This window comes from Providencia sp. wls1916, assembly GCF_009706585.1.
Classification (GTDB): Bacteria; Pseudomonadota; Gammaproteobacteria; order Enterobacterales; family Enterobacteriaceae; genus Providencia; species Providencia lanzhouensis.
Window position 1 is genome coordinate 93800 of record NZ_WLUL01000002.1, and the last position, 21554, is coordinate 115353.

20 protein-coding genes and 1 riboswitch are annotated in these 21554 nt (G+C 43.9%); of the genes, 8 read left to right on the forward strand and 12 right to left on the reverse strand.

All coding sequences use genetic code 11. The features are described 5' to 3' along the window. The first annotated feature begins 3 nt into the window (after positions 1-3). Complete coding sequence (locus GKR61_RS00485) at positions 4-372, forward strand: hypothetical protein (RefSeq protein ID WP_036949740.1); 369 nt, start codon at positions 4-6, stop codon at positions 370-372. 110 nt (positions 373-482) lie between these two features. Here GKR61_RS00485 and GKR61_RS00490 read toward each other — a convergent pair whose 3' ends face one another. The 3 genes from GKR61_RS00490 to rhlE all read right to left on the reverse strand — a co-directional run bounded on the left by GKR61_RS00490 (position 483) and on the right by rhlE (position 3294). Continuing rightward, positions 483-731: a GlsB/YeaQ/YmgE family stress response membrane protein gene (locus tag GKR61_RS00490; RefSeq protein WP_036949742.1), complete on the reverse strand. Its 249-nt coding sequence runs from the start codon at positions 729-731 to the stop codon at positions 483-485. Between the two features lie 182 nt (positions 732-913). Beyond that, a complete protein-coding gene (dusC, locus tag GKR61_RS00495; protein ID WP_036949744.1) occupies positions 914-1873 on the reverse strand; it encodes a tRNA dihydrouridine(16) synthase DusC in 960 nt (319 codons plus the stop codon). After that, positions 1873-3294 (reverse strand): ATP-dependent RNA helicase RhlE, encoded by a 1422-nt coding sequence (gene rhlE / locus GKR61_RS00500; protein WP_036949747.1) that lies wholly within the window; start codon positions 3292-3294, stop codon positions 1873-1875. Before rhlE ends, dusC begins: the two co-directional genes overlap by 1 nt. 289 nt (positions 3295-3583) lie before the next feature. Here rhlE and cecR point away from each other — a divergent pair, with 289 nt between their 5' ends. The 5 genes from cecR (at position 3584) to GKR61_RS00525 (ending at position 9358) form a co-directional block, all read left to right on the forward strand. Beyond that, the gene (gene cecR, locus GKR61_RS00505; RefSeq protein ID WP_036949750.1) at positions 3584-4282 is read left to right on the forward strand and encodes a transcriptional regulator CecR; all 699 of its coding nucleotides are present in this window, start codon (positions 3584-3586) and stop codon (positions 4280-4282) included. 66 nt (positions 4283-4348) lie between these two features. After that, positions 4349-5341, forward strand: coding sequence for a secretion protein HlyD (gene hlyD, locus GKR61_RS00510; protein WP_108479399.1), 993 nt, complete (start codon positions 4349-4351; stop codon positions 5339-5341). An 8-nt stretch (positions 5342-5349) separates the two neighbouring features. Continuing rightward, entirely contained in the window at positions 5350-7107 is a 1758-nt protein-coding gene (locus GKR61_RS00515; RefSeq protein ID WP_108479398.1) for an ATP-binding cassette domain-containing protein, read from the forward strand. Beyond that, positions 7104-8243, forward strand: a complete 1140-nt coding sequence (locus tag GKR61_RS00520; protein ID WP_154599902.1) for an ABC transporter permease — start codon at positions 7104-7106, stop codon at positions 8241-8243. The genes GKR61_RS00515 and GKR61_RS00520 overlap by 4 nt, the downstream gene beginning before the upstream one ends. A gap of 8 nt (positions 8244-8251) precedes the next feature. Next, the gene (locus GKR61_RS00525) at positions 8252-9358 is read left to right on the forward strand and encodes an ABC transporter permease (RefSeq protein ID WP_036949756.1); all 1107 of its coding nucleotides are present in this window, start codon (positions 8252-8254) and stop codon (positions 9356-9358) included. Positions 9359-9440: 82 nt separating this feature from the next. On the opposite strand, the gene GKR61_RS00530 is transcribed toward GKR61_RS00525, so the two are convergent. From GKR61_RS00530 to moaA, 5 genes are all read right to left on the reverse strand, one after another. Beyond that, positions 9441-10148, reverse strand: coding sequence for a Bax inhibitor-1/YccA family protein (locus GKR61_RS00530; protein WP_036949765.1), 708 nt, complete (start codon positions 10146-10148; stop codon positions 9441-9443). Between the two features lie 153 nt (positions 10149-10301). Continuing rightward, entirely contained in the window at positions 10302-10754 is a 453-nt protein-coding gene (moaE, locus tag GKR61_RS00535; RefSeq protein ID WP_036949766.1) for a molybdopterin synthase catalytic subunit MoaE, read from the reverse strand. A gap of 2 nt (positions 10755-10756) precedes the next feature. Beyond that, entirely contained in the window at positions 10757-11002 is a 246-nt protein-coding gene (gene moaD, locus GKR61_RS00540) for a molybdopterin synthase sulfur carrier subunit (RefSeq protein ID WP_036949767.1), read from the reverse strand. Then, entirely contained in the window at positions 10999-11478 is a 480-nt protein-coding gene (moaC, locus tag GKR61_RS00545; RefSeq protein ID WP_036949768.1) for a cyclic pyranopterin monophosphate synthase MoaC, read from the reverse strand. Before moaC ends, moaD begins: the two co-directional genes overlap by 4 nt. Positions 11479-11504: 26 nt before the next feature. Continuing rightward, the gene (gene moaA, locus GKR61_RS00550) at positions 11505-12485 is read right to left on the reverse strand and encodes a GTP 3',8-cyclase MoaA (RefSeq protein WP_036949769.1); all 981 of its coding nucleotides are present in this window, start codon (positions 12483-12485) and stop codon (positions 11505-11507) included. Beyond that, a riboswitch (molybdenum cofactor riboswitch) is annotated at positions 12475-12610 on the reverse strand. (Overlaps the previous gene by 11 nt.) Positions 12611-13341: 731 nt before the next feature. Here moaA and GKR61_RS00555 point away from each other — a divergent pair. Next, on the forward strand, positions 13342-14250 hold the full coding sequence (locus GKR61_RS00555; RefSeq protein ID WP_154639475.1) for a gluconeogenesis factor YvcK family protein: 909 nt from the start codon (positions 13342-13344) through the stop codon (positions 14248-14250). 63 nt (positions 14251-14313) lie between these two features. On the opposite strand, the gene pgtA is transcribed toward GKR61_RS00555, so the two are convergent. The 3 genes from pgtA to GKR61_RS00570 are packed head-to-tail and all read right to left on the reverse strand — an operon-like array spanning position 14314 to position 18786. Continuing rightward, complete coding sequence (gene pgtA, locus GKR61_RS00560; RefSeq protein WP_154599901.1) at positions 14314-15561, reverse strand: two-component system response regulator PgtA; 1248 nt, start codon at positions 15559-15561, stop codon at positions 14314-14316. Beyond that, positions 15554-17560, reverse strand: coding sequence for a two-component system sensor histidine kinase PgtB (pgtB, locus tag GKR61_RS00565; RefSeq protein ID WP_154639476.1), 2007 nt, complete (start codon positions 17558-17560; stop codon positions 15554-15556). Before pgtB ends, pgtA begins: the two co-directional genes overlap by 8 nt. Beyond that, complete coding sequence (locus GKR61_RS00570; protein ID WP_154639478.1) at positions 17557-18786, reverse strand: ABC transporter substrate-binding protein; 1230 nt, start codon at positions 18784-18786, stop codon at positions 17557-17559. Before GKR61_RS00570 ends, pgtB begins: the two co-directional genes overlap by 4 nt. A 400-nt stretch (positions 18787-19186) precedes the next feature. Between GKR61_RS00570 and pgtP the strand changes: the two genes are divergently transcribed. Next, positions 19187-20566: a phosphoglycerate transporter PgtP gene (gene pgtP / locus GKR61_RS00575; protein WP_036949779.1), complete on the forward strand. Its 1380-nt coding sequence runs from the start codon at positions 19187-19189 to the stop codon at positions 20564-20566. Between the two features lie 71 nt (positions 20567-20637). Here the strand turns inward: pgtP and GKR61_RS00580 are convergent, their stop codons facing one another. Continuing rightward, positions 20638-21549 (reverse strand): Rpn family recombination-promoting nuclease/putative transposase, encoded by a 912-nt coding sequence (locus GKR61_RS00580; RefSeq protein ID WP_154599939.1) that lies wholly within the window; start codon positions 21547-21549, stop codon positions 20638-20640. Between the last annotated feature and the right edge of the window lie 5 nt (positions 21550-21554).

Consider the following 21554-nt stretch of genomic DNA (forward strand, 5'->3'; position numbering starts at 1 on the left):
CTAATGAACCCAACAGAACACAAAGTCATATCTAACGTATTTTTAAAAAGTTTAAAGCGCCAAATAGAATGGGAGCAAACAAAAGATATCCATCCAGCCATTAACCAGTCTCCAAATTTTTGTATTCTAGGATGTTATAATACAACAAACTTAGATAACATGGCTTTTTACTTATACTCATATCGTGCTATTGAATTTAATCATTACACTGAGACACATAATTCTGTAGTGAAATTTTCTCTTACATTAATTGAAAATAACTGTATCACTTGGAATACAGTTCATGATGATAGATTATTGACTCAGTTATTTGAAATTACTGCATTTGATAAATCTTCAATACATAAATTCATGGAACCATGTGAAAATTAAAAAATTAAAGCCACTCATTATTTAGCGAACATCATAATAGGTGGCTTTAATAAATATTTGATTGTGCAGTTAAAAAGCATTTTTTCCTCAAGATAACTATTTGAGAAATGCTACTTAATAAACATTCCCGCAAGGAATAGCACGACAATGGCGCCGATCACGGCAACAACAAAACTACCGAAGTTAAAGCCATCCACCTTGCCTTTACCAAAGAATGTGCTGATGTATCCCCCGACAACCGCCCCGACGATCCCCAATACAGTCGTCATGATAAAACCCATTTGATAGGTTCCAGGCATTAACCATTTAGCTAAAACACCTGCGATTAAACCAAAGATAATCCAAGCAATAACGCCCATTTGAGGCCTCCAATATCTCTGTTGCTCTAAATTTCCTAGCACAATAACTTTGTTACACGATATAGACTCTTTAATCATGACATACGGTAATGACAATATTTTGAATTAATCACCACCATACTAGTCACCACCATACATAGTAATTAAAGACCTAATCTCAAATTTTGGCAAATTTCATCATGTTAAGATGATACGACAGAAAGCTGCTCCACATGTAGCGCAATAACATCCGCTATTTGCTCCGCCGTTTTCAACGCTCTCACTTGAGAAAACAGTTCATCCGCTTGCTGGTACTCTTTACGTAAATAACTCAGCCATTGTTTGATACGAGCTGCGTGGTAATGCCCTGTATCACCCAGTTTTTCTAGTTCCGTATATTTAAAGAGTATTTTCCCGACCTGTTCCCAAGGCATCTTCGCGACATTGTGTTTGATCACACGGCTCAAATTCGGCGTATTTAAAGCACCTCGACCAATCATAATCGAATCGCACCCAGTGATTTCCATACAGCGTTTAGCACTTTCATAATCCCAGATTTCGCCATTGGCAATCACCGGAATCGACAGTTTCTGACGAAGCTCACCAATCGCCTGCCAGTTAATACATTCCGCTTTATAGCCATCTTCCTTTGTGCGCCCATGAACCGTCAGTTCGGTCGCCCCGGCTTGCTGTACAGCATCCGCAATTTCATGAGCAAATTGGCTGCTATCCCAACCCAAACGGACTTTCACAGAAACGGGTAAATCTTTCGGTACAGCCGCTCGCATAGCTTTAGCGGCGTGATAGATAAGCTCTGGCTGCTTCAATAACGTCGCACCGCCACCGCTGCCATTTACCGTTTTTGATGGACAACCGCAATTGAGATCGACGCCCCAAGAGCCTAATTCAATTGCGCGGTTGGCATTTTCAGCCAACCACTCAGGATGTTGCCCTAATAGCTGCACCCGCACTAACGTTCCCGATGGCGTCCGGCTACCTTGTTGCAATTCCGGGCATAACCGATAAAACGTTTTTGCCGGCAACAAAGTATCGACAACTCGCACAAACTCAGTAATGCACAAGTCGTAGTCGTTCACCTCACTCAATAATCGGCGAACCAGAGAATCGAGTACCCCTTCCATCGGGGCGAGTAGCACACGCATTAGCTATCACTACGCCCTTGTCTAACGCGTTTTTGTGCATTTTTCCACGGTGAACCTGAAGTGGATTCAGACTGACCTTTCTCGGAATTCGCATTTTGACGACGAGGACGGCTCGGACCTTTATTACTATTGTGGCCTGAATGATTGCTGCGCTCACCGCGGCTATCCTCAGAACTACGGCGGTTGTCAGAACCACGACGGTTATCAGACCCGCGGCGACTATCAGAACCACGACGATCATTACGCTGAGAAGGCTTTTGGATCGGCTCAGCTTTGATTGATGGGTCTGGCTCGTAGCCTTCAATCTCCATCTGTGGGATGGATTTTTTCAATAATTTCTCAATATCTTTAAGCAGTTTCGCTTCATCGATACACACCAAAGATACCGCCATACCCGTGGCTTCCGCACGTCCAGTACGACCAATACGGTGAACATAATCTTCCGCCACATTAGGCAGCTCAAAGTTAACCACATAAGGTAGCTGTTCAATATCTAAGCCGCGAGCCGCAATATCTGTCGCCACTAAGACACGGATATCCCCGGATTTAAAATCAGCTAAAGCACGGGTACGAGCGCCTTGGCTCTTATTACCATGAATCGCCGCCGCTTTGACACCATCTTTGTTTAAGTGCTCAGCTAAGCGGTTAGCGCCATGTTTGGTACGCGTAAATACCAGAACTTGCTGCCAGTTTTCACGCCCAATCATAAACGAGAGTAACTCAGCTTTACGTTTTTTATCCACTAAATGAACATACTGCGTTACTTGCTCAGAAGCTGAGTTGCGCGGAGCCACTTCAATGGAAACTGGATTGTTCAATAACTTGCTCGCCAACTGTTTGATCTCATCAGAGAACGTCGCGGAGAACAGGAGATTTTGGCGCTTTTTAGGTAATTTCGTGATCACACGGCGAATATCGTGAATAAAGCCCATATCTAACATACGGTCAGCTTCATCCAAGACGAAAACTTCAACCTGCGATAAATCCACCGCGTTTTGATGTTCCAAGTCCAATAAACGACCCGGTGTTGCGATCAACACATCCACACCACCACGCAGTTTCATCATTTGCGGGTTAATACTGACGCCACCGAACACAACAAATGAACGAATTCTCAAATGACGGCTATATTCTTTTACATTTTCAGCCACTTGAGCCGCAAGTTCACGGGTCGGGGTTAAAATCAATGCGCGAATAGGACGACGGTTATTACCGCGTGGATTGTCCACCAGCTTTTGCAAAATAGGTAAAGTAAAACCCGCTGTTTTACCCGTACCTGTTTGAGCGCTGGCTAATAGGTCTTTGCCCGCTAAAACAGCAGGAATAGCTTGTTGTTGAATAGGCGTAGGACTTTCATAGCCTAATTCATTAATGGCACGCAAGATTTCCTCGTTTAACGCGAGGTCAGAAAAACTAGTCAAATTAATTACTCCGGGCTCCACCGCTTCAATTTACTGGGCAGCTCTAGGGGGGAAGATTCGATATTCAATAGAAGAAAAGCGCAAACTGCCATGCGACACGCAAAAATTCTACCATCATTTGACCGTGATAAATATATTAATTTAGATTGATGAATAAACTAATACAAAATCTGCTTTATATAGTATATATACGTACACAAAACTAAAGATACATCCGTTTTCATCCTGCACAATGAATAAATGCCAACTAAGAGCATGCTAAAAATTATTTAATTCTGAATCAAAAGGAATGTTTATGAACACAAATTCGTCGCCAACATTACGCGGAGAGAGCGCCAAACTCCAACTTCTTCTCGCCGCTGCCGATGTTTATGGAGAACAAGGTATCGACGGGGCAACCACCCGCCAAATTGCCCAAGCATCTGGGCAAAATATCGCAGCTATTTCCTATTATTTCGGATCTAAAGAAGGGTTATATCTCGCGGTTGCTCAGCAAATTGCCAATAATATCAAAGAGAGTTTCGCTGAAACTATCACTCAAATAGATAACTTTATTAGCCAACCCGCAGAGTCACAAATTCCTGAAGAAGCGCTCGAATTACTGAAAAAAACCATTATTTCGTACAATTTTTTCCAACTTAAAAAAGAAAACTTAAGCTTCTCGCGCATTCTAGCTCGCGAGCAGCTGAACCCAACCGAAGCGTATGGATTGATCCACGAACAAGCGTTAGGACCCATTCACTCACGGCTCAATCGCTTAATTTCTATTTATATCGGCGCCGACCCTAATAATCTAGCGACCTTGATCCACACGCACGCCATTTTAGGTGAAACCCTCTCATTCCGCATTGCGCGAGAAACCTTACTCAGACAAACCGGTTGGAAGCACATCAACGAAAGCGAATTTAAAATTATTAATCAGGTTCTTATTGAGCATATCGACATTTTATTATTGGGGTTACGCCATCGCCAACTAGCAGAAAAGTGATATGATATATGGATTAAATTAAATCATAATCCTGAGTAATGTTTTTATCCGTCACTAAGGTTAGCTATGAACACAAAACGCCGTGCATTGGTTATATTACTGCTTATCATGCTGATTGCCACTATTGCTGGAGGCTATTATTATCAGTCACTTAAGGATAAGACATTCGCCTTATACGGGAATGTGGATGTGCGCACAGTTAACCTTAGTTTTCGAGTCAATGGTAAACTCGCCTCTTTAGATGTTGATGAAGGGGCGAAAGTCACTGCTGGGCAACGACTTGGTAAATTGGATGATGCGCCGTACATCAACGCGTTAAATAAAGCTAAAGGGCTGCGAGATAGCGCTAAAGCACAGTTAGCACTCAAAGAGAAAGGCTACCGGACACAAGAAATTGCTCAAGTCGAATCTGAAGTCGCTCAGCGTCAAGCCGCTTGGCAATATGCGGATAATTTTTACAAACGTCAGCAAGGTTTAGCGGCACAAAAACTGATTTCTGCCAATGACTTAGATAATGCCAAAAACAATCGAAATCAAACGCTTGCCGCATTAAAAGCTTCCCAAGATAAACTCAACCAATATCAGAGCGGATTTCGCCAAGAAGAGATAGCAGCAGCCCGAGGGGAATGGCTACAAGCAGAAGCTGCCGTTGCTCAAGCTGAGCTTGATCTCTCAGACACCCAGCTTATCGCCCCATCTGACGGCACAATCCTGACTCGTGCCATCGAACCTGGCACCATCATTGGTGCAGGTAATACCGTTTTTAGCGTGACATTAACTCACCCTGTTTGGGTGCGAGCCTATGTGAGTGAAGCTCATTTAGGTGATGCGGTTCCTGGTAGTAAAGTCTTACTCTTTACGGATAGCCAGCCCAATACCCCTTACCATGGTACGATTGGTTTTGTCTCCCCTACGGCCGAATTTACCCCAAAAAGTGTACAAACACCGGATTTACGTACCGACTTAGTCTATCGATTACGAATTATTGTCGATGATCCTAACGATAAACTGCGTCAAGGAATGCCTGTCACCGTTGAATTTGCGACACCTCAGCAATAGGGCGCATTATGGCTCAGCAAGATATTCACTCATCGAACAGCGTGATTTCATTAATAAACGTCGAAAAACGCTTTGTTGGGCTAAATAACCCTGCGGTTGAAAGCCTAACTACCGAAATTCACGGCGGCTCCGTGACGGGGTTAGTCGGCCCCGATGGTGCAGGGAAAACGACGCTAATGCGCATGCTGGCGGGGCTACTCAAACCCGATTCAGGGCAAATCCACTTAATGGGATTAGACCCTATTAAAGACAGTATCGAAGTGCGGGCAAACCTCGGTTATATGCCGCAAAAATTCGGTTTATATGAAGATTTAACGGTTCAAGAAAATCTTGATTTATATGCCGATCTGCGCGGCGTTATTGGTGAAGAGCGCCAACAAACTTATAAACAATTACTCGCATTTACTAGCCTAGCCCCATTTACTGCTCGCCTTGCCGGTAAGCTTTCAGGGGGAATGAAACAAAAATTGGGACTCGCCTGCACGCTATTAGGTAAGCCGAAAGTTTTACTGCTGGATGAGCCGGGTGTCGGCGTAGATCCTATTGCTAGGCGAGAACTTTGGCAAATGGTGCACACCCTTGCTGACGATGGTATGTTGATCCTCTGGAGCACATCGTATCTGGATGAAGCAGAGCAGTGCAAAGAGGTGCTACTACTCAATGAAGGCAAACTTCTGTATAGCGGAAAACCCGAGCAACTCACCCAAAAGATGGCGGGACGCTCATTTTTACTCGATGTTCCCCCAACACAAAAACGCACCATTCTACAAAATGCCTTAGTGTTACCCGAAACCACCGATGGCGTGATCCAAGGGCGCTATATTCGCTTAATTTTAAAACCTCATGCATCCCAAGAGAATTTACTTAATGCGTTAAATATGAGAGATCAAACGCTGATTGAAGCCCAGCCACGCTTTGAAGATGCGTTTATCGACCTTTTAGGTGGCGGACCATCCCATCGTTCTGAACTCGCAGCTATCGTGCCACAAATTCCACCCGCTCCCAATGAAACCGTCATTGAAGCCCGCAACCTGACCAAAAAATTCGGGGATTTTGCCGCGACGGATACCGTTAACTTTCAGGTAAAACGGGGTGAAATTTTTGGATTATTAGGGCCTAACGGCGCAGGCAAATCCACTACCTTTAAGATGATGTGTGGATTAATGAAACCCACGGATGGACAAGCTCTGGTGCTTGGTATGGATTTAAAAACCAGTTCAAACAAAGCCCGTCAGCACCTTGGGTATATGGCACAAAAATTTTCCCTCTACGGCAACCTCAAAGTTGGGCAAAACTTAAAATTTTTCTCCGGTGTATACGGTTTGCATCATAAACAACAAGCCACCAAAATGCAGGAGATGATCAACGCGTTTAATTTTACTCCCATTATCAGCCAGATTACTGACTCACTTCCGCTAGGTTATAAGCAGCGCCTTGCCCTCGCCTGCTCACTGATGCATGAACCGGATATCCTGTTTTTAGATGAACCCACTTCGGGAGTTGACCCGCTAACTCGGCGAGAATTTTGGCTACACATTAATGGTATGGTAGACAAGGGGGTCACCGTCATGGTCACCACCCACTTTATGGATGAAGCGGAATATTGCGATCGTATCGGGTTGGTTTATCACGGAAAAATTATTGCCGCAGGCACTCCAGATGAGCTAAAAAAACAGGTCGCCAGCACAGAAAATCCGAATCCATCCATGGAAGATGCCTTTATTGAATTAATTTTCAACTACGATAAACAGCGGGAGGCACAATGAAGACAACCGCCTCTGGTTTTTCATGGCGCAGGCTGAAAGCCCTCTGTTGGAAGGAAAGTAAGCAGATAGTTCGAGACCCCAGTAGCTCCTTAATAGCCATTGTTATCCCACTGATGCTGCTATTTATTTTCGGTTATGGGATCAATCTAGACTCCAGTAAATTACGAGTGGGTATCCTAATGGATCAACAAAGCCAACCCGCTCGTGAATTAGTCGATACCTTTACCGGCTCTCCCTTTATTGATGCCACCATTAGCGATAATCGCAATTTATTGATTAATAAAATGCAAGCGGGCGAAATTCGCGGCATTGTGGTGATCCCCGTCAATTTTGCAGAGCAACTTTCTCGCCTTGATGGACATGCGGCAATCCAAGTGATCACCGATGGAAGTGAACCCAATACCGCCAATTTTGTGCAAGCCTACACCAAAGGGGTTTGGCATACATGGCTTATCCAACAAGGTGAAAATCAAGGTTATCCCACCGACCCGCTTATCGAACTCAATATGCGCTATTGGTTTAACGAAGCGGCACTCAGCCAACATTTTATTATTCCAGGCGCCATTAGCATCATTATGACCGTCGTAGGTGCCATTTTAACTTCACTGGTGATAGCCCGAGAATGGGAACGGGGCACCATGGAAGCACTGCTTTCCACCCAAATCACTCGCACTGAATTACTGCTTTCCAAATTATTGCCCTATCAAATTCTTGGATCGTTCGTCATGGTGCTGTGTATGTTGGTGACGACCTTCGTGCTCGATATTCCTTATCGTGGCTCTTTATTGATTTTATTTGTGATAACCAGCCTCTATTTGGCCACCGCATTAGGAATGGGATTACTGATTTCAACCATTACCCGCAATCAGTTCAATGCGGCGATGGTGGCGCTGAATGCGGCCTTTTTACCTGCCATTATGCTTTCAGGGTTTATTTTTGAAATTGATAGCATGCCAGTATTTATTCAAGTAGTGACTTACTTCATTCCCGCTCGCTACTTTGTCAGCAGCTTACAAACCTTATTTTTAGCGGGAGATATCTATTGGGTGTTACTCACCGATTTCTTATTGCTGATTGCTTCAGCGATATTATTCATTGGCTTAACGGCGCTGAAAACGCGTCGCCGTTTGGATTGAGGTGAACTATGTTTTATCGTCTTTACACCTTAATTATGAAAGAGTTGCAATCACTATTGCAGGAAAAACAGACGCGAATTATTTTAATCATGCCTGTCATTTTCCAAATGATCCTCTTCCCACTGGCGGCGACCTTAGAAGTCACTAACACCACCATTGCCATTTTTGACCAAGATAATGGCGAGCATTCGATTGAACTCACTCAACGCTTAGCAAAAGCCAGTGCATTTTCCCATGTGCTGTTACTGAAAAATGAACCTGAGATTCGAGAAACGCTAGATAACCGTAAAGCCTTGTTAGTCGTCCGTTTTAATCAAAATTTCAGCGCTGATATCGCCAGCCATCATACCGCAAATATGATGTTGCTATTGGATGGACGAAACTCAAATAGCTCCCAAATAGCGGCTAATTACATTGAACAGATAGTCATGCAATATCAGCAGGAGCTCACACAAACCCAAGTACTGCCCAATAACAGTGAACTGATTGTTCGCAACTGGTACAACCCAAACTTAGACTATAAGTGGTTTATTGTGCCATCATTAGTGGCATTGATTACGACGATAGGAGTGCTAATCGTCACCTCGTTGTCTATTGCAAGAGAACGAGAACAAGGAACCCTCGACCAACTATTAGTTTCGCCGCTAACCACATGGCAAATCTTTATTGGCAAAGCGATTCCTGCCTTAGTCGTCGCCACTGCACAAGCAACATTGGTGCTAGTGATTGGGATTTTTTGCTACAAAATCCCGTTCGCCGGTTCACTATTGCTGTTCTATGGCACGATGATTTTTTATGGTTTATCACTCGTGGGATTTGGTCTGCTCATCTCCGCATTGTGCTCAACTCAGCAGCAAGCGTTTATTGGCGTGTTTGTGTTTATGATGCCCGCAGTGTTGCTATCCGGTTATATCTCTCCCGTCGAGAATATGCCCGTTTGGCTACAGGATATTACGTGGGTGAATCCCATCCGCCACTTTACGGATATCACTAAGCAGATTTACCTTAAAGATGCTGATTTTTCCGTGGTATTTCATAGCTTATGGCCTCTTCTGATTATCTTCCTGGTAACCAGCTCTCTGGCTTATTACTTATTTCGCAAAAAAATCGCTTAACTGCCAGATAAGAACCATAAAAAAACCCCGCAACAATTAACTTATTGCGGGGTTTCATATTTTCAATCAGCTTGATTAGTAATTAACGGCGGTCACCGAAAATACGTAGTAACATTAGGAACAGGTTGATGAAATCTAAGTACAGAGATAACGCACCCATAATGGAGTACTTACGCATATTTTCTCTGTCATCTTGGTTGATTTGCTCACCCATCTCTTTGAGTTTTTGAGTGTCATAAGCAGTTAATGCAGCAAACAGTAATACACCACCGTAAGTGATCACCCAGTACATCATAGAGCTTTGCAGCCAGATATTAACCAGAGAAGCGACAACCAGACCAATCAGCGCCATAAACAGGAAGTTACCCATCCCTGTTAAGCTACGCTTAGTCGTGTAACCGTAGAAGCTTAACGCGCCGAACATCACTGCGGTAATGATAAACGTCCCAACAACAGACTCACCAGTATAAACCGCTAAAATAACGGAGATAGTTAAACCAGTCAGTAATGCGTAGAGCATAAACATCCCAGTTGCAATCGCACCGCTCATTTTAGGCAGTAAGAAAGACAGCCCCATCACTAAACCAAGTTCAGCGATGATCATTCCAAAGAACAGAACTTTGTTAGTTGCGATAGTGAAAAACAGACCGCTGCTTAAGGAGTACCAAGCAACAAAAGCTGTCAGTAATAACCCGACGGTCATCCAACCGTAGACTTGCGACATAAATGCCTGAACGCCAGTGCTGGCATTCTGGACAAGAGAATCATTACGTTGATCAAATTGACCCATGATGGTTACCCTTCCATTTTAAGAAAAATCGACCCAGCAAAACCACCAACAGAGTAATCCTTACTGTGATCGGACAAATTTGTTCCAAAGTTTATCACAATATTTTGACATTACCATTCGGCTTATTCGCATTTTCCGCGTAACAGTTTAAGACTACCAACGGTTTGCAGAAGCTTCATCACTCTCTTTGGCTTCCACCCAGCGTTCATTATCAGGGAGAGACTCTTTTTTCCAGAATGGTGCTTTGGTTTTCAGGTAATCCATTATAAATTCAGCCGCTTGGAATGCTGCATTGCGATGTGCGCTGGTCACGCCTACGAATACAATTTCTTCACCGGGTTGTAAGGTACCTATCCGGTGGATCACACTCACGCGTTGCAGTGGCCAGCGCTCGCGAGATTGCATCACAATGTCCGCTAAGGCTTTTTCTGTCATTCCAGGGTAGTGTTCGAGAGTCAATGCCGCTACGCTGTCCCCTAAATTATGATTACGGACTTTACCTGTGAATGTCACTACGGCGCCATCACTGTCACATTCAGCAAGCCACGCATACTGCTCGCCAACACTAAAATTCTCGGTTTGTACCGCAATATGGGTATTGTCCATGGTCATCCCCCTGTAACTGGTGGGAAGAAAGCCACTTCATCGCCCGCATTCAGGGGATGGTCCGCAGAAACAAACGATTGATTAACCGCAGCTAATAATTTGCCATCTTCCAAAGCCAGCGCCCAGCGATCACCTTTTTGAGTTAATGCTTGGCGCAAAGATTCTACGGTTGGGTACTCCGCTGCTAACTCTAAGCGGTCAGTGCCAACTAACTCACGAACTTGAGCAAAAAAGAGGACAGTGATCATGCTTCCACCTTAAAATGACCGGACTTTCCGCCCGTTTTTTCTAATAAACGCACAGGCCCAATAACCATATCTTTTTGTACCGCTTTGCACATGTCGTAGATAGTTAATGCTGCGACAGAAGCCGCCGTTAACGCTTCCATTTCGACACCCGTTTTCCCTGTTAATCGGCAACAAGTTTCGATGCGTACACGGTTATGGGCTTGCTCAGCTTCTAGGGTGACTTCCACTTTGGTCAGTAGCAAAGGATGGCACAGCGGGATCAACTGCCACGTATTTTTTGCTGCTTGGATCCCAGCGATACGTGCCGTCGCAAAGACATCCCCTTTATGGTGACTGCCATCCACAATCATGGCTAAAGTTTCTGGGTTCATCGTCACAAACGCTTCTGCGCGTGCTTCACGGACGGTTTCCGCTTTGGCTGATACATCAACCATGTGCGCCTCGCCCGACGCATTGAGGTGGGTCAGTTGGGACATAATTACTCCTGAAAATCAAAAAGTTATTAACCGCCGATAACGGAAAGATTCGGGGTGATCCCGCTGTCGCCTTGGTGAAGGAAATGGGTTTCTCGCTTAGACATTAAGCCACTCTGGATACGTGCTTTTAGGGCTTCATTCTGGTTTTCATCGCCCAGTAAATCACGCAGTGGAATGCCATTTTCACCAAATAAACACAAATGCAGATTGCCTAAAGAAGAGACCCTGAGACGGTTGCAGCTTTGGCAAAAATCCTTCTCGTACGGCATGATCAGCCCAATTTCCCCTTGGTAATCAGGGTGACTAAAGACTTGGGCGGGACCGTCGCTACGAGAACGTGGCTGCATATACCAGCCTTCTGCGATAAGGCGATCACGAACGGTTTCACCAGACACATGGTAACGTTGGAATAGGCTGCTGCCTTCCCCTGTTTCCATGAGTTCAATAAAACGCAGTTGAATTGGACGGTGTTTGATCCAATTGAGGAAAGATTTGAGGGCGATATCATTGACGTTTTTCATCAAGACCGCATTGACTTTAACTTTTTCGAAGCCAGCATCAAATGCAGCATCAATCCCTTTCATGACTTGGAAAAATTTATCTTGCCCAGTGATCGCCGCAAATTGGCGAGGGTCAAGGCTATCCACACTCACGTTTACTGCATTCAAACCAGCATCTCGCCATGCTTGCACATCACGAGCCATCCGATAACCATTGGTTGTTACGGCGATTTTTTTGATGGAGTTATTTTCTTTGATAGCGGCGATGATATCGGTGAAATCTTTACGCATCGTTGGCTCACCGCCAGTGATACGGACTTTTTCAGTCCCTAACTCAGCAAAAGCGCGGCTCACTCGACGGATTTCATCAAGCGTCAGAAATTCATGGCGACCACTCGGTTTGTAGCCATCAGGCAGGCAATATGTGCAACGAAAGTTGCAAACATCAGTGATAGATAAACGAAGATAGTAAAATTTTCGGTCAAATTGATCGACAAGTTGCTGCATATTCACACCTTTCCAAATACGGGAGATGCAGACATTTCTATCTTGCACCCTGGTGACTCAAGGTCACGGCCAGAGCATCATATTCAGGAGAACTTAGACACAAAGGCTAGGAGTTTTATCTGGAACCCCGTGAGCTGATTAAGCCTAAAGAGTTAAGACACTCATCACTGGGTTCACTTATTTTCTGTAAGGATTTTAGCCCATTGCAAATGAAAAAGCGAATCCAAAAACGATATATAACTTAATATACAACGACTTACAGAAAACAACCGCTATGCTCAGAAGTCCTTATTATTACGGATAATTTTTTGCTATTTCCATGTGATGATAAACGCCTATCTGTCAATATCTCGTCAAAATGAGGTTAATTCTGTGCACATTGTTTGTTGTAGATCAGTTTTATCCCGCGTTTTTTGATAGATAACCCTAAGAATCCATAAATATGATGTCTCGAATTACTGAAATGACTACATCACCATCGAATCATTATCGAAATGAATCAAAATGACACCTAGAGGGTAAAATACGCACTTAAATTCCGCGAGTTCAAAAAATATTAATTCCTGTTACCCCGCAATAAACAGCGCTATTTAATCTGATTATAGAAAGCGTTGATAATCTCCCATCTATATCCTTTATTTTCATACCGTTCTAGTTAATTACGCTTAGCTACATAATCAAGAAATTTGTGATACCGATCGAGAATATTCTCTTTTGTTGTTTTTTATCACAGCAAGTAAACTTCAGATGGTGTTTTATGATAGATTAGCGCCAATTTTGTTTTAGCACTGATTCTAGATTGATAATTTAGCTAGATTGACAGTTTAAATAGATTGATTGTTTAAATAGGAACACTATGCCAAACCGTAGTTTGACAAATCTTAATCACGTCGTCGCCCTTGGGGGCGGACATGGACTTGGTCGAGTGATGTCTTCTCTCTCATCTTTAGGCTCCCGTTTAACTGGCATTGTCACCACCACGGATAATGGTGGCTCTACAGGGCGAATTCGTCGCTCTGAAGGAGGAATTGCTTGGGGTGATATGCGTAATTGCTTGAATCAGTTGATTACTGAGCCATCTATTGCCTCTAAGATGTTTGAATATCGATTTGCAGGTACAGGGGAATTATCAGGACATAATCTCGGTAATCTAATGCTGAAATCCCTTGACCATTTAAGTGTTCGCCCACCTGAAGCCATCAATTTAATCCGCAATATGCTGAAAGTGGATGCGCAATTAATCCCGATGTCTGAATCACCGGTAGACCTGATGGCTATTGATGATATGGGAAATGAAGTCTACGGTGAAGTTAACGTGGATGCTTTGCAGGAGTTACCGCAAGAATTGCGTTTATACCCTCCCGTTAAAGCGACCAGCGAAGCCCTTGATGCTATCCATCGAGCAGATTTGATTTTAATCGGCCCCGGAAGTTTTTTTACCAGCTTAATGCCCCTGTTATTACTCGATGATATCGCCTGCGCCCTGAAAGAGAGCCAAGCGCCGATGGTGTATATCGGTAATTTAGGGAAGGAAATTAGCACCTCCGCTGCCAGCCTCACACTTCCTGAAAAACTAGTCATGATGGAGCGTTATATTGGGCGCAAGAAAATCGATGCGGTGATTGTAGGGCCACGCACCGATGTCACGACAATCCGCCAAGAACGCAAAGTGACTCAGCGAGTATTAGAGGCTGATGATATTCCTTATCGCCACGATAGAAACTTACTGCTGAAAGCCATCGAAGAGACCATTCCCCTTCTGTAATTCACTGAAATTTTAAGTTGCAGGTCAATCCCTGCAACTTTCTCTCTATTTATCTCCAATAATTTAAGTCCGATAATGGTGCTTGTCTAATCCGTACTTTTTCATCCGTAAATAGAGTTTTTTCCGTGGCATTTGCAGATATTCCGACACATCGTTAATTCGTCCTTGATGAATATTCAGAGCTTCCGTAATAATCTGCCGTTCATAATTTTCAATTTGTTGATCTAATGCCGTTGGCGCTACCGACGTTAATAACGGATTCGCTGTCTCCCCCATTGGCATAATGCCAACCGCGTACAGCTCCGCTGCGTTGGCTAACTCCGTTACATTTCCAGGCCAATGACGACGACTCAGTTTTTTGATAAAAGACTCATCCAGTTCAGGCAATTTCTGATTCAATCGAGTACAAGCCAGCTCTAAATAGTGTTGGAATAAAACCGGAATATCCGCTTTACGCAGGGATAACGGTAAGCAATTCACCTGAGTTAATGAAAAATAATAATAAAGCTCTGCAATAATCTGCTGCTGTTTAGTCAAAGTAAGCAGCGGCTGATCCGAGATCCCAATCAAGCGAAATTCCCGTTGGTCTTGCTGTAAATGCTGAACCAAATAACGCTGTTGGTTCACAGGGAGTAACTCAATATTCTTAATCACCAATGTGCCTGAGCGCGCCTCAGAGACCCATGCTTCAACAGGAACTTCTTGCTCATTTAATAATGTTTTGATCACCAATGGCGCTTGCTGTGGTGTGCTAATTTGATGCAGATAGCGCGCTAAGTAAGTGCGACCACTACCTAACTCTCCTTGTAAGAACACTGCGGCAAGGGTTTCCGATAACCCTTGAAGCTGCCCGCGAACTTGTAAAGACCACTCACTGCTCCCTACAAAATTGAGCATCAATTGGTTTTTGCCCCACCGGCGCTGCAATACACGCTGTTTCCGTGCCGCCAGCGCTTTGGCAACTTGCTCTAAAAGATATTCTGGGTTAATGGGTTTTTGTAGAAAATCCCATGCCCCCATTTTGACTGCTTCCACCGCCATTGGTACATCCCCATGCCCGGTGATCAAAACCACAGGGAGATGTTTGTCTTTAGCGAGAAATAGTGTCATCAGCTCGATGCCCGAACATTCCGGCATACACACATCGCTAAGAACAATGCCGCACCAATCGCGGTGAACTAACTCTTTTGCTGTCAATGGGTTATCACATGCATAAACTCGGTACCCTGCTTGTTCGAGTAGCAGACAATACGCTTCCAATACATCTTTATCATCATCAATCAGCAATATGTCATGGTTGTCATCAAGCATCTTCAAGTACCTTTTTAAATTCTAAAATTACACACCCATTTCCACGCAGTGTAGAAGCGATTCTCAACTCGCCACCAATTTGCTGCATAATCGATTGGCTAATGGATAACCCAACCCCCAGCCCAATCTCTTTGCTTGTCGTAAAGGGTTTCATTAATGTATCCGCTAAATGCAATGGCCAACCCGTCCCGTTATCACACAAGGTCAACAGCAACTTATCCGCGGTTTCACTGTAATCAACGGTGATTTCTGCTTCTGTGGGGCTGGCATCAAGCGCGTTAGAGAGCAAGTTAACCAACACCTGCTGAATACCAATTTCATCTCCCAGCACCTTAGGCAATATATCTGGATAACTTAATATCACTTTGCGGGTTTTATGTTGAAGCTTCAGAACATCCCAAGCGCTTTGAATTGATTGGCGTAAATTCACAGGTTGTAATTGCTCATTATCATCACGCTTACGAGCGAATTGACGCAGTGAGCGCACAATGCCATCCATTCGAGCCACAAGTTGCTCTGACTTATTTATCGCCATCAACGAGGTGTCATTATCTTGCTCTGGCAACCCTTTTTTCGCCATAAACAGGTGCATAGAGAGCGCATTTAGCGGTTGGTTAATTTCGTGAGCTAAGGTGGTCATCGTCTGCCCCACGACGGCGAGTTTTGCCGTTTGGATCAGCTCGTTTTGCGTAGTTCGTAAGTTTTCCTCTATTGCCTTACGTTCTGCAATCTCTTGTTCTAGCTGGGTTTTCTGTTGATTGATTTGAGCAATACTGCGCTGTAACAGCGTGCCAATTCGCCCTAACTCATCACGACCTTCGACAGGAATATGGGTCGTCAAATCCCCAATACTGATCCGAGCCACTGCTTGGTTTAATGCGGTAAAACGTTTGACCAAACGAGGACGAATAAACAGCATATTGAACAGCAATACCAACAGTAATGCCAACCCTGCGGTAATAATAATAATTGTGCCACTCCACGACATAATGTTCGCTAAACGCTGGTTTAGCGTTTGTAGCTGAAAGTGGCTGCTCCCAAGTTGCAAATCAAGCTGAGAGCGAAAATCAGCCAAAATTCGCTCTTTTTCGGTCGTCGCTTCATTTAAGGCTCTTTTCGCCGTTTGATAATTTTGCAGGACTTCAAGCATTTGGTTATCCGAAAGACCGATATCTAACAACTCATCGATGGTTTGACGCAGCGTCACTGAACTTGGATATAAATTCAACGCCTCTTCATTGGCAGCTAAATTCGTTTTTAAGTACCCTAAATAACGGGCATAGCCGTTAACATCGATGGGCTCATCAAAAGCATCATCCCCTTGAATATCCTTCAAGCGCCCCGTCAAAATATTGGTGATCTGCTCTTCCAAACGCGCCAGTGTATAAATTAACTGCAACTCTCCTTGCACGTTACGTAGCCGACTTTGTAACCCTTTGGCTTGAAGAGGATCTTGCTCAATTTTGTCCAGTAAAGAGCCTTGTTGTAGGCTAATATCTTGCGATAACGAGTTGAGCTCCGTACTAAAATCGTCATGTAACCAGTTGATCCGAGAAGATAATGTATTAATTTTTTCCCGTGCTAAAAACAGGGCATATAGTGCCTTATCCAAGCGCTGTAAAAGATCCTGACTTTGGGTCAAAATGACAGAGATTTGCTGTTGATCCTGCCCATTCAATTGCTGATTAAAAGCGGCTATTTGCGCTAAATGTGCGGTGATCTGATTGCGTGGTTGTAATCTCGTCGCTGTATTTGGCGCTTTTAAAAATTCGTTCAATTCATTGACTAAGGTATTTAGCTGCCCTTCAATCAAAAATGAAGCCTGCATTTTGGGAAAATAGTCTCCAAGTGCGTAGCGGATCTGCTTATTTTGCTCTTGCCATGCATATAAGCTGACGCAACTGACGATCAGTGTCATCAAAGCGCCCGCGATAAAGGCGCCACGTAAAATAGCCGTAATACTGAAGCGCCCCATCAATTTCACTATCGATGTTTTCATTTAATCGCTTCCAATACACTGATGGCTTGACGTTGCTGTTCCTGAAAGAAATGCTGCCAGCGCATATATTCCTCTTCCGCTTTGCGATTATCTTCAAAACGCGAATAATAAGCAGGATCTTCACTTTCTTTCGCACTGACTGGCATCGCCGTCAGTAGCGCTCGAACCTCTGGTAAAGAGTGCTTTAGCTTAGCTTCCGCCATATACACCGCACGCCAAGCATCTTTCGATTCCGTTAAACGAAACGTGATCGCCGCATCAAACAGTTGTTGAACTAATCGCTGGCGCTGTAATACCAACTGGACATCCAGCGGTTTAGGCGAATCTAATAGCTGGCTTTGCTGCGCTTTTCGAGGGTTGTCATCCTCAAGAGGAGTAACTGGGTATTTCCCTGTGCTGCTGTCTGCAAACACTTTTTGCCCTTGTTCACTGAGTAAAAAATCAATCAGCTTTCGCGCATTCTCTGGCGCTAAACTATGGCGAGTGATCGCAATAAACGTCGGCGATGTGGCTGAATCAGGCAGATAGTGAAACTCGAGTTCAGGGTCAGCTAATAGCACATTCGCGTAGTTATCAATAATCGGTGCAGCCCCACCTAGCCCCACTTTGATTTTATCGGCTACCCCAAAACTGCGTGATGATACAGTGGCTAAATTCCCCGACATTCCCAGTAAAATGCGCCATCCATCTTCCCATCCCCGCTGCTGTAATAACGACTCAATCATTAAATGATAGGTATCAGAACGAGATGGACTGCTTATCAGTAACGAGCCTTGATATTGGCTATTTGTCAGGTCATCCCATGTCTTAGGAATGGGTAATTTGTTTTGCTCCATCCACTTTCGGTTGGTCAAAATGCCATATCCAGAAAATGCCACCGCAGCAACGGAACCTTTTAAAGATTCAGGAATTAAGCGCTGGGAATACTCAGGAATATCCGGCAATGCACTCAACCGATTATGCTGCTGCAAATGGTGCATCAGCATCGGCGAGGAGGTCAGAATTAAATCGACATTTTCCAAAGCATCGGTATCTAACAAGCGCTCTAATGAGGCACTGGTTCGATTAATCGTGCGGATGGGTATTGCATCCTCTCGCACATTCCAATTCGTGACTATCGCTTGTGTCGCTTCGGGTGAGAATGTTGTCGCTATCACCAACTCATCATTTTTCGCATGGCTAATTCCCACGCTGTTTAGCAAGATAATAAAAAAACAGAGCCGCATTATCAGTGGACGAATTGGTGTTATTAATCTCATAAGCGTAGTCATCCCCTGGGTAGATGTGATTCATATCAAAGAAAGTAACAATAATGTGAGTTTGTCAAAAAGTGCATTTGAGACAAATTTTACCCTTTTCGGATTTATGAGCACACGACAAAACTTACCCGCTTTATTCTCATTGTTACGCGATTAAATCAACCCTTAGTTGCGCGTTTTTTGAAATCCATTCCCGTTAATTTATGAATGGGTCAATTTGACTCGTCACTATACAAAATTGGGTCAATTTTGACCCAAACCCTTCATATTGCGATATTTTTTCAACAAGAACATGATGAGTCTGTCAGAAATAAAACGACAAAAAACATCAGGGAATTTCTTTTTACTCTATTTCACAGGTGAACCTATGCTGTCATTTTTAACGCCAGCCACGGCAAAAAAACAAATTGCACCAGAAAAAGTTCCTGCCGCCTATAAACGCTATCGCGTTCAAGCACTACTCAGCGTGTTCTTAGGTTATTTGGCTTACTATATTGTCCGTAACAACTTCACGCTCTCTACCCCGTATTTGAAAGAAAACTTAGATTTAAGTACCACCCAAATTGGTCTACTAACTAGCTGTATGCTCATTGCTTACGGGATCAGTAAAGGCGTGATGAGTAGCCTTGCCGATAAAGCCAGCCCAAAAGCATTTATGGCATTTGGTTTGATCCTGTGCGCCATTGTCAACTTCGGAATGGGGTTTAGTAACGCATTCTGGTTATTCGTTGGTTTTGTAGTGCTTAATGGTATGTTCCAAGGCATGGGTGTGGGTCCGTCATTTATCACCATTGCAAACTGGTTCCCGCGTCGTGAACGTGGCCGTATCGGTGCATTCTGGAATATTTCTCATAACGTGGGTGGTGGTATTGTTGCCCCAATCGTCGGTGCTGCTTTCGCCGTATTAGGCACTGAGCACTGGCAAAGTGCGAGCTACATGGTTCCCGCTTGTATTGCGATTTTATTTGCAGGAATTGTGTTGGTATTAGGTAAAGGTTCCCCAAAACAAGAGGGTTTACCTGCGCTTGACCAAATGATGCCAGAAGAAAAAGTGATCCTGACTTCAGCGCAAAAAGAACAATCACCGGAGAATATGAGCGCCTTCCAAATTTTCTGTACCTATGTACTGAAAAACAAAAATGCGTGGTATATCTCTTTCGTTGACGTCTTTGTGTATATGGTACGTTTCGGCGTGATCAGCTGGCTACCAATCTACCTGCTGACAGAGAAAAACTTCTCTAAAGATCAGATGAGCGTTGCATTTTTATTCTTCGAATGGGCAGCGATTCCATCCACTTTATTAGCTGGTTGGTTAACGGACAAACTATTTAAAGGTCGTAGAATGCCGTTAGCTATTGTTTGTATGACACTGATTTTCTTCTGCCTCATCGGTTACTGGCAGAGCCAATCATTAGCTGTCGTCACCTTCTTTGCAGCAGTCGTTGGTTGCTTAATCTATGTGCCTCAGTTCTTAGCATCAGTACAAACAATGGAAATCGTGCCAAGCTTCGCAGTTGGTTCAGCCGTCGGCCTACGTGGTTTTATGAGCTATATCCTTGGCGCAACATTAGGTACTAGCTTATTTGGTTTCGTGGTTGACCGTATGGGTTGGCATGCAGGTTTCTATCTGCTCTTAGGGGGGATTGTTTGCTGCATTATCTTCTGTGTGCTGTCCCACTTAGGCGCATTGGAACTTGAGCGTAACCGTCAATCGGTAATAGCAAAAGGTCAGTTAGCTAACGCTTAATCTCGCTAAGAAAATTCGACTAAAAATATGACTGAGTTCAATTTCTCACTGAACTCAGTTTTCTTTATGTATTAATACATTGCTTCGATTTCTGTCGGGGATAAGCCTGTAATTTGACTAATAACATCAATGTTTAAACCTAAACTTAAGCTGGTCAAAACTTGGGCATAAGTGCGTTGTTTGGCCTTCTCCTGCTCTTCTTGTCGAGCTTCTTCTCGCCCTTCATTTCTTAATCGATCAGCAATTGTCATAACGGTCTCCTGATATCCTTCTGTTTTCTCTATTAATGTTTTGACTATCTTCTTGTATGTCGGCGTATCCATCACACTAAACAGATAGTTGATGATTAAAATAACGTCATCACGGTGGTTTTCGTTCTCCTTGATTACCTGCGCTAAGCGCTTTGATAGAACCATCAGGTCATCTTTCAAAGAAGCATGTTTGAGAACTAGCTCCATCGCGGCGACTTTTCGGTGATTCACAAGTTCATCGTCGCTTGCCACCGTGACATCCACTAATGGCAGTGGATTACAGTACAAATCATGCGCTAAATCAGACCACTCAAAGCAATCCGTCCATGACTGGGAGTAAGGATAAGGAGATTGATTACCATGATAAAACAGGATGGGAACCACCAGCGGCAAAGTTTGGTGCCCTTGCTGCAAATGCTGATTCATTGCGCAAAATGCGTAATGCATCAGCCGCCAGCCCATCAGCTTATCGGGGGAAGATTGATGCTCAACCAAGAAATAAAAATACCCCTTCCCCCTGAGTGTTTGAACGGAATAGAGCATGTCCGAGAAACGAGAGCGCAATGTTTTATCCACAAATGAAGCACTGGCCAACTTCAAGGTATCAAAATTGCAGAGGTGCTTAATGCGATTAGGAAGATGGACTTCAAAAAAATCCCGCGCATTATCCACTTTGCTCATAAAGCCTTTAAAGGTTGAATCATGAGGAGCTACAATTGATTGGGTCGCCATCTCGG

Excerpts from the sequence above, each read along its gene's own strand:
- GKR61_RS00530 (WP_036949765.1), bottom strand. The coding sequence starts at position 10,148 with ATGGGTCAATTTGATCAACGTAATGATTCTCTTGTCCAGAATGCCAGC.
- GKR61_RS00555 (WP_154639475.1), top strand. The coding sequence starts at position 13,342 with ATGCCAAACCGTAGTTTGACAAATCTTAATCACGTCGTCGCCCTTGGG.
- GKR61_RS00490 (WP_036949742.1), bottom strand. The coding sequence starts at position 731 with ATGGGCGTTATTGCTTGGATTATCTTTGGTTTAATCGCAGGTGTTTTA.
- moaC (WP_036949768.1), bottom strand. The coding sequence starts at position 11,478 with ATGTCCCAACTGACCCACCTCAATGCGTCGGGCGAGGCGCACATGGTT.
- moaD (WP_036949767.1), bottom strand. The coding sequence starts at position 11,002 with ATGATCACTGTCCTCTTTTTTGCTCAAGTTCGTGAGTTAGTTGGCACT.
- dusC (WP_036949744.1), bottom strand. The coding sequence starts at position 1,873 with ATGCGTGTGCTACTCGCCCCGATGGAAGGGGTACTCGATTCTCTGGTT.
- pgtB (WP_154639476.1), bottom strand. The coding sequence starts at position 17,560 with ATGAAAACATCGATAGTGAAATTGATGGGGCGCTTCAGTATTACGGCT.
- pgtA (WP_154599901.1), bottom strand. The coding sequence starts at position 15,561 with ATGCTTGATGACAACCATGACATATTGCTGATTGATGATGATAAAGAT.
- hlyD (WP_108479399.1), top strand. The coding sequence starts at position 4,349 with ATGAACACAAAACGCCGTGCATTGGTTATATTACTGCTTATCATGCTG.
- GKR61_RS00525 (WP_036949756.1), top strand. The coding sequence starts at position 8,252 with ATGTTTTATCGTCTTTACACCTTAATTATGAAAGAGTTGCAATCACTA.
- pgtP (WP_036949779.1), top strand. The coding sequence starts at position 19,187 with ATGCTGTCATTTTTAACGCCAGCCACGGCAAAAAAACAAATTGCACCA.
- GKR61_RS00570 (WP_154639478.1), bottom strand. The coding sequence starts at position 18,786 with ATGCGGCTCTGTTTTTTTATTATCTTGCTAAACAGCGTGGGAATTAGC.
- GKR61_RS00520 (WP_154599902.1), top strand. The coding sequence starts at position 7,104 with ATGAAGACAACCGCCTCTGGTTTTTCATGGCGCAGGCTGAAAGCCCTC.
- moaA (WP_036949769.1), bottom strand. The coding sequence starts at position 12,485 with ATGCAGCAACTTGTCGATCAATTTGACCGAAAATTTTACTATCTTCGT.
- cecR (WP_036949750.1), top strand. The coding sequence starts at position 3,584 with ATGTTTATGAACACAAATTCGTCGCCAACATTACGCGGAGAGAGCGCC.
- GKR61_RS00580 (WP_154599939.1), bottom strand. The coding sequence starts at position 21,549 with ATGGCGACCCAATCAATTGTAGCTCCTCATGATTCAACCTTTAAAGGC.
- GKR61_RS00485 (WP_036949740.1), top strand. The coding sequence starts at position 4 with ATGAACCCAACAGAACACAAAGTCATATCTAACGTATTTTTAAAAAGT.
- GKR61_RS00515 (WP_108479398.1), top strand. The coding sequence starts at position 5,350 with ATGGCTCAGCAAGATATTCACTCATCGAACAGCGTGATTTCATTAATA.
- moaE (WP_036949766.1), bottom strand. The coding sequence starts at position 10,754 with ATGGACAATACCCATATTGCGGTACAAACCGAGAATTTTAGTGTTGGC.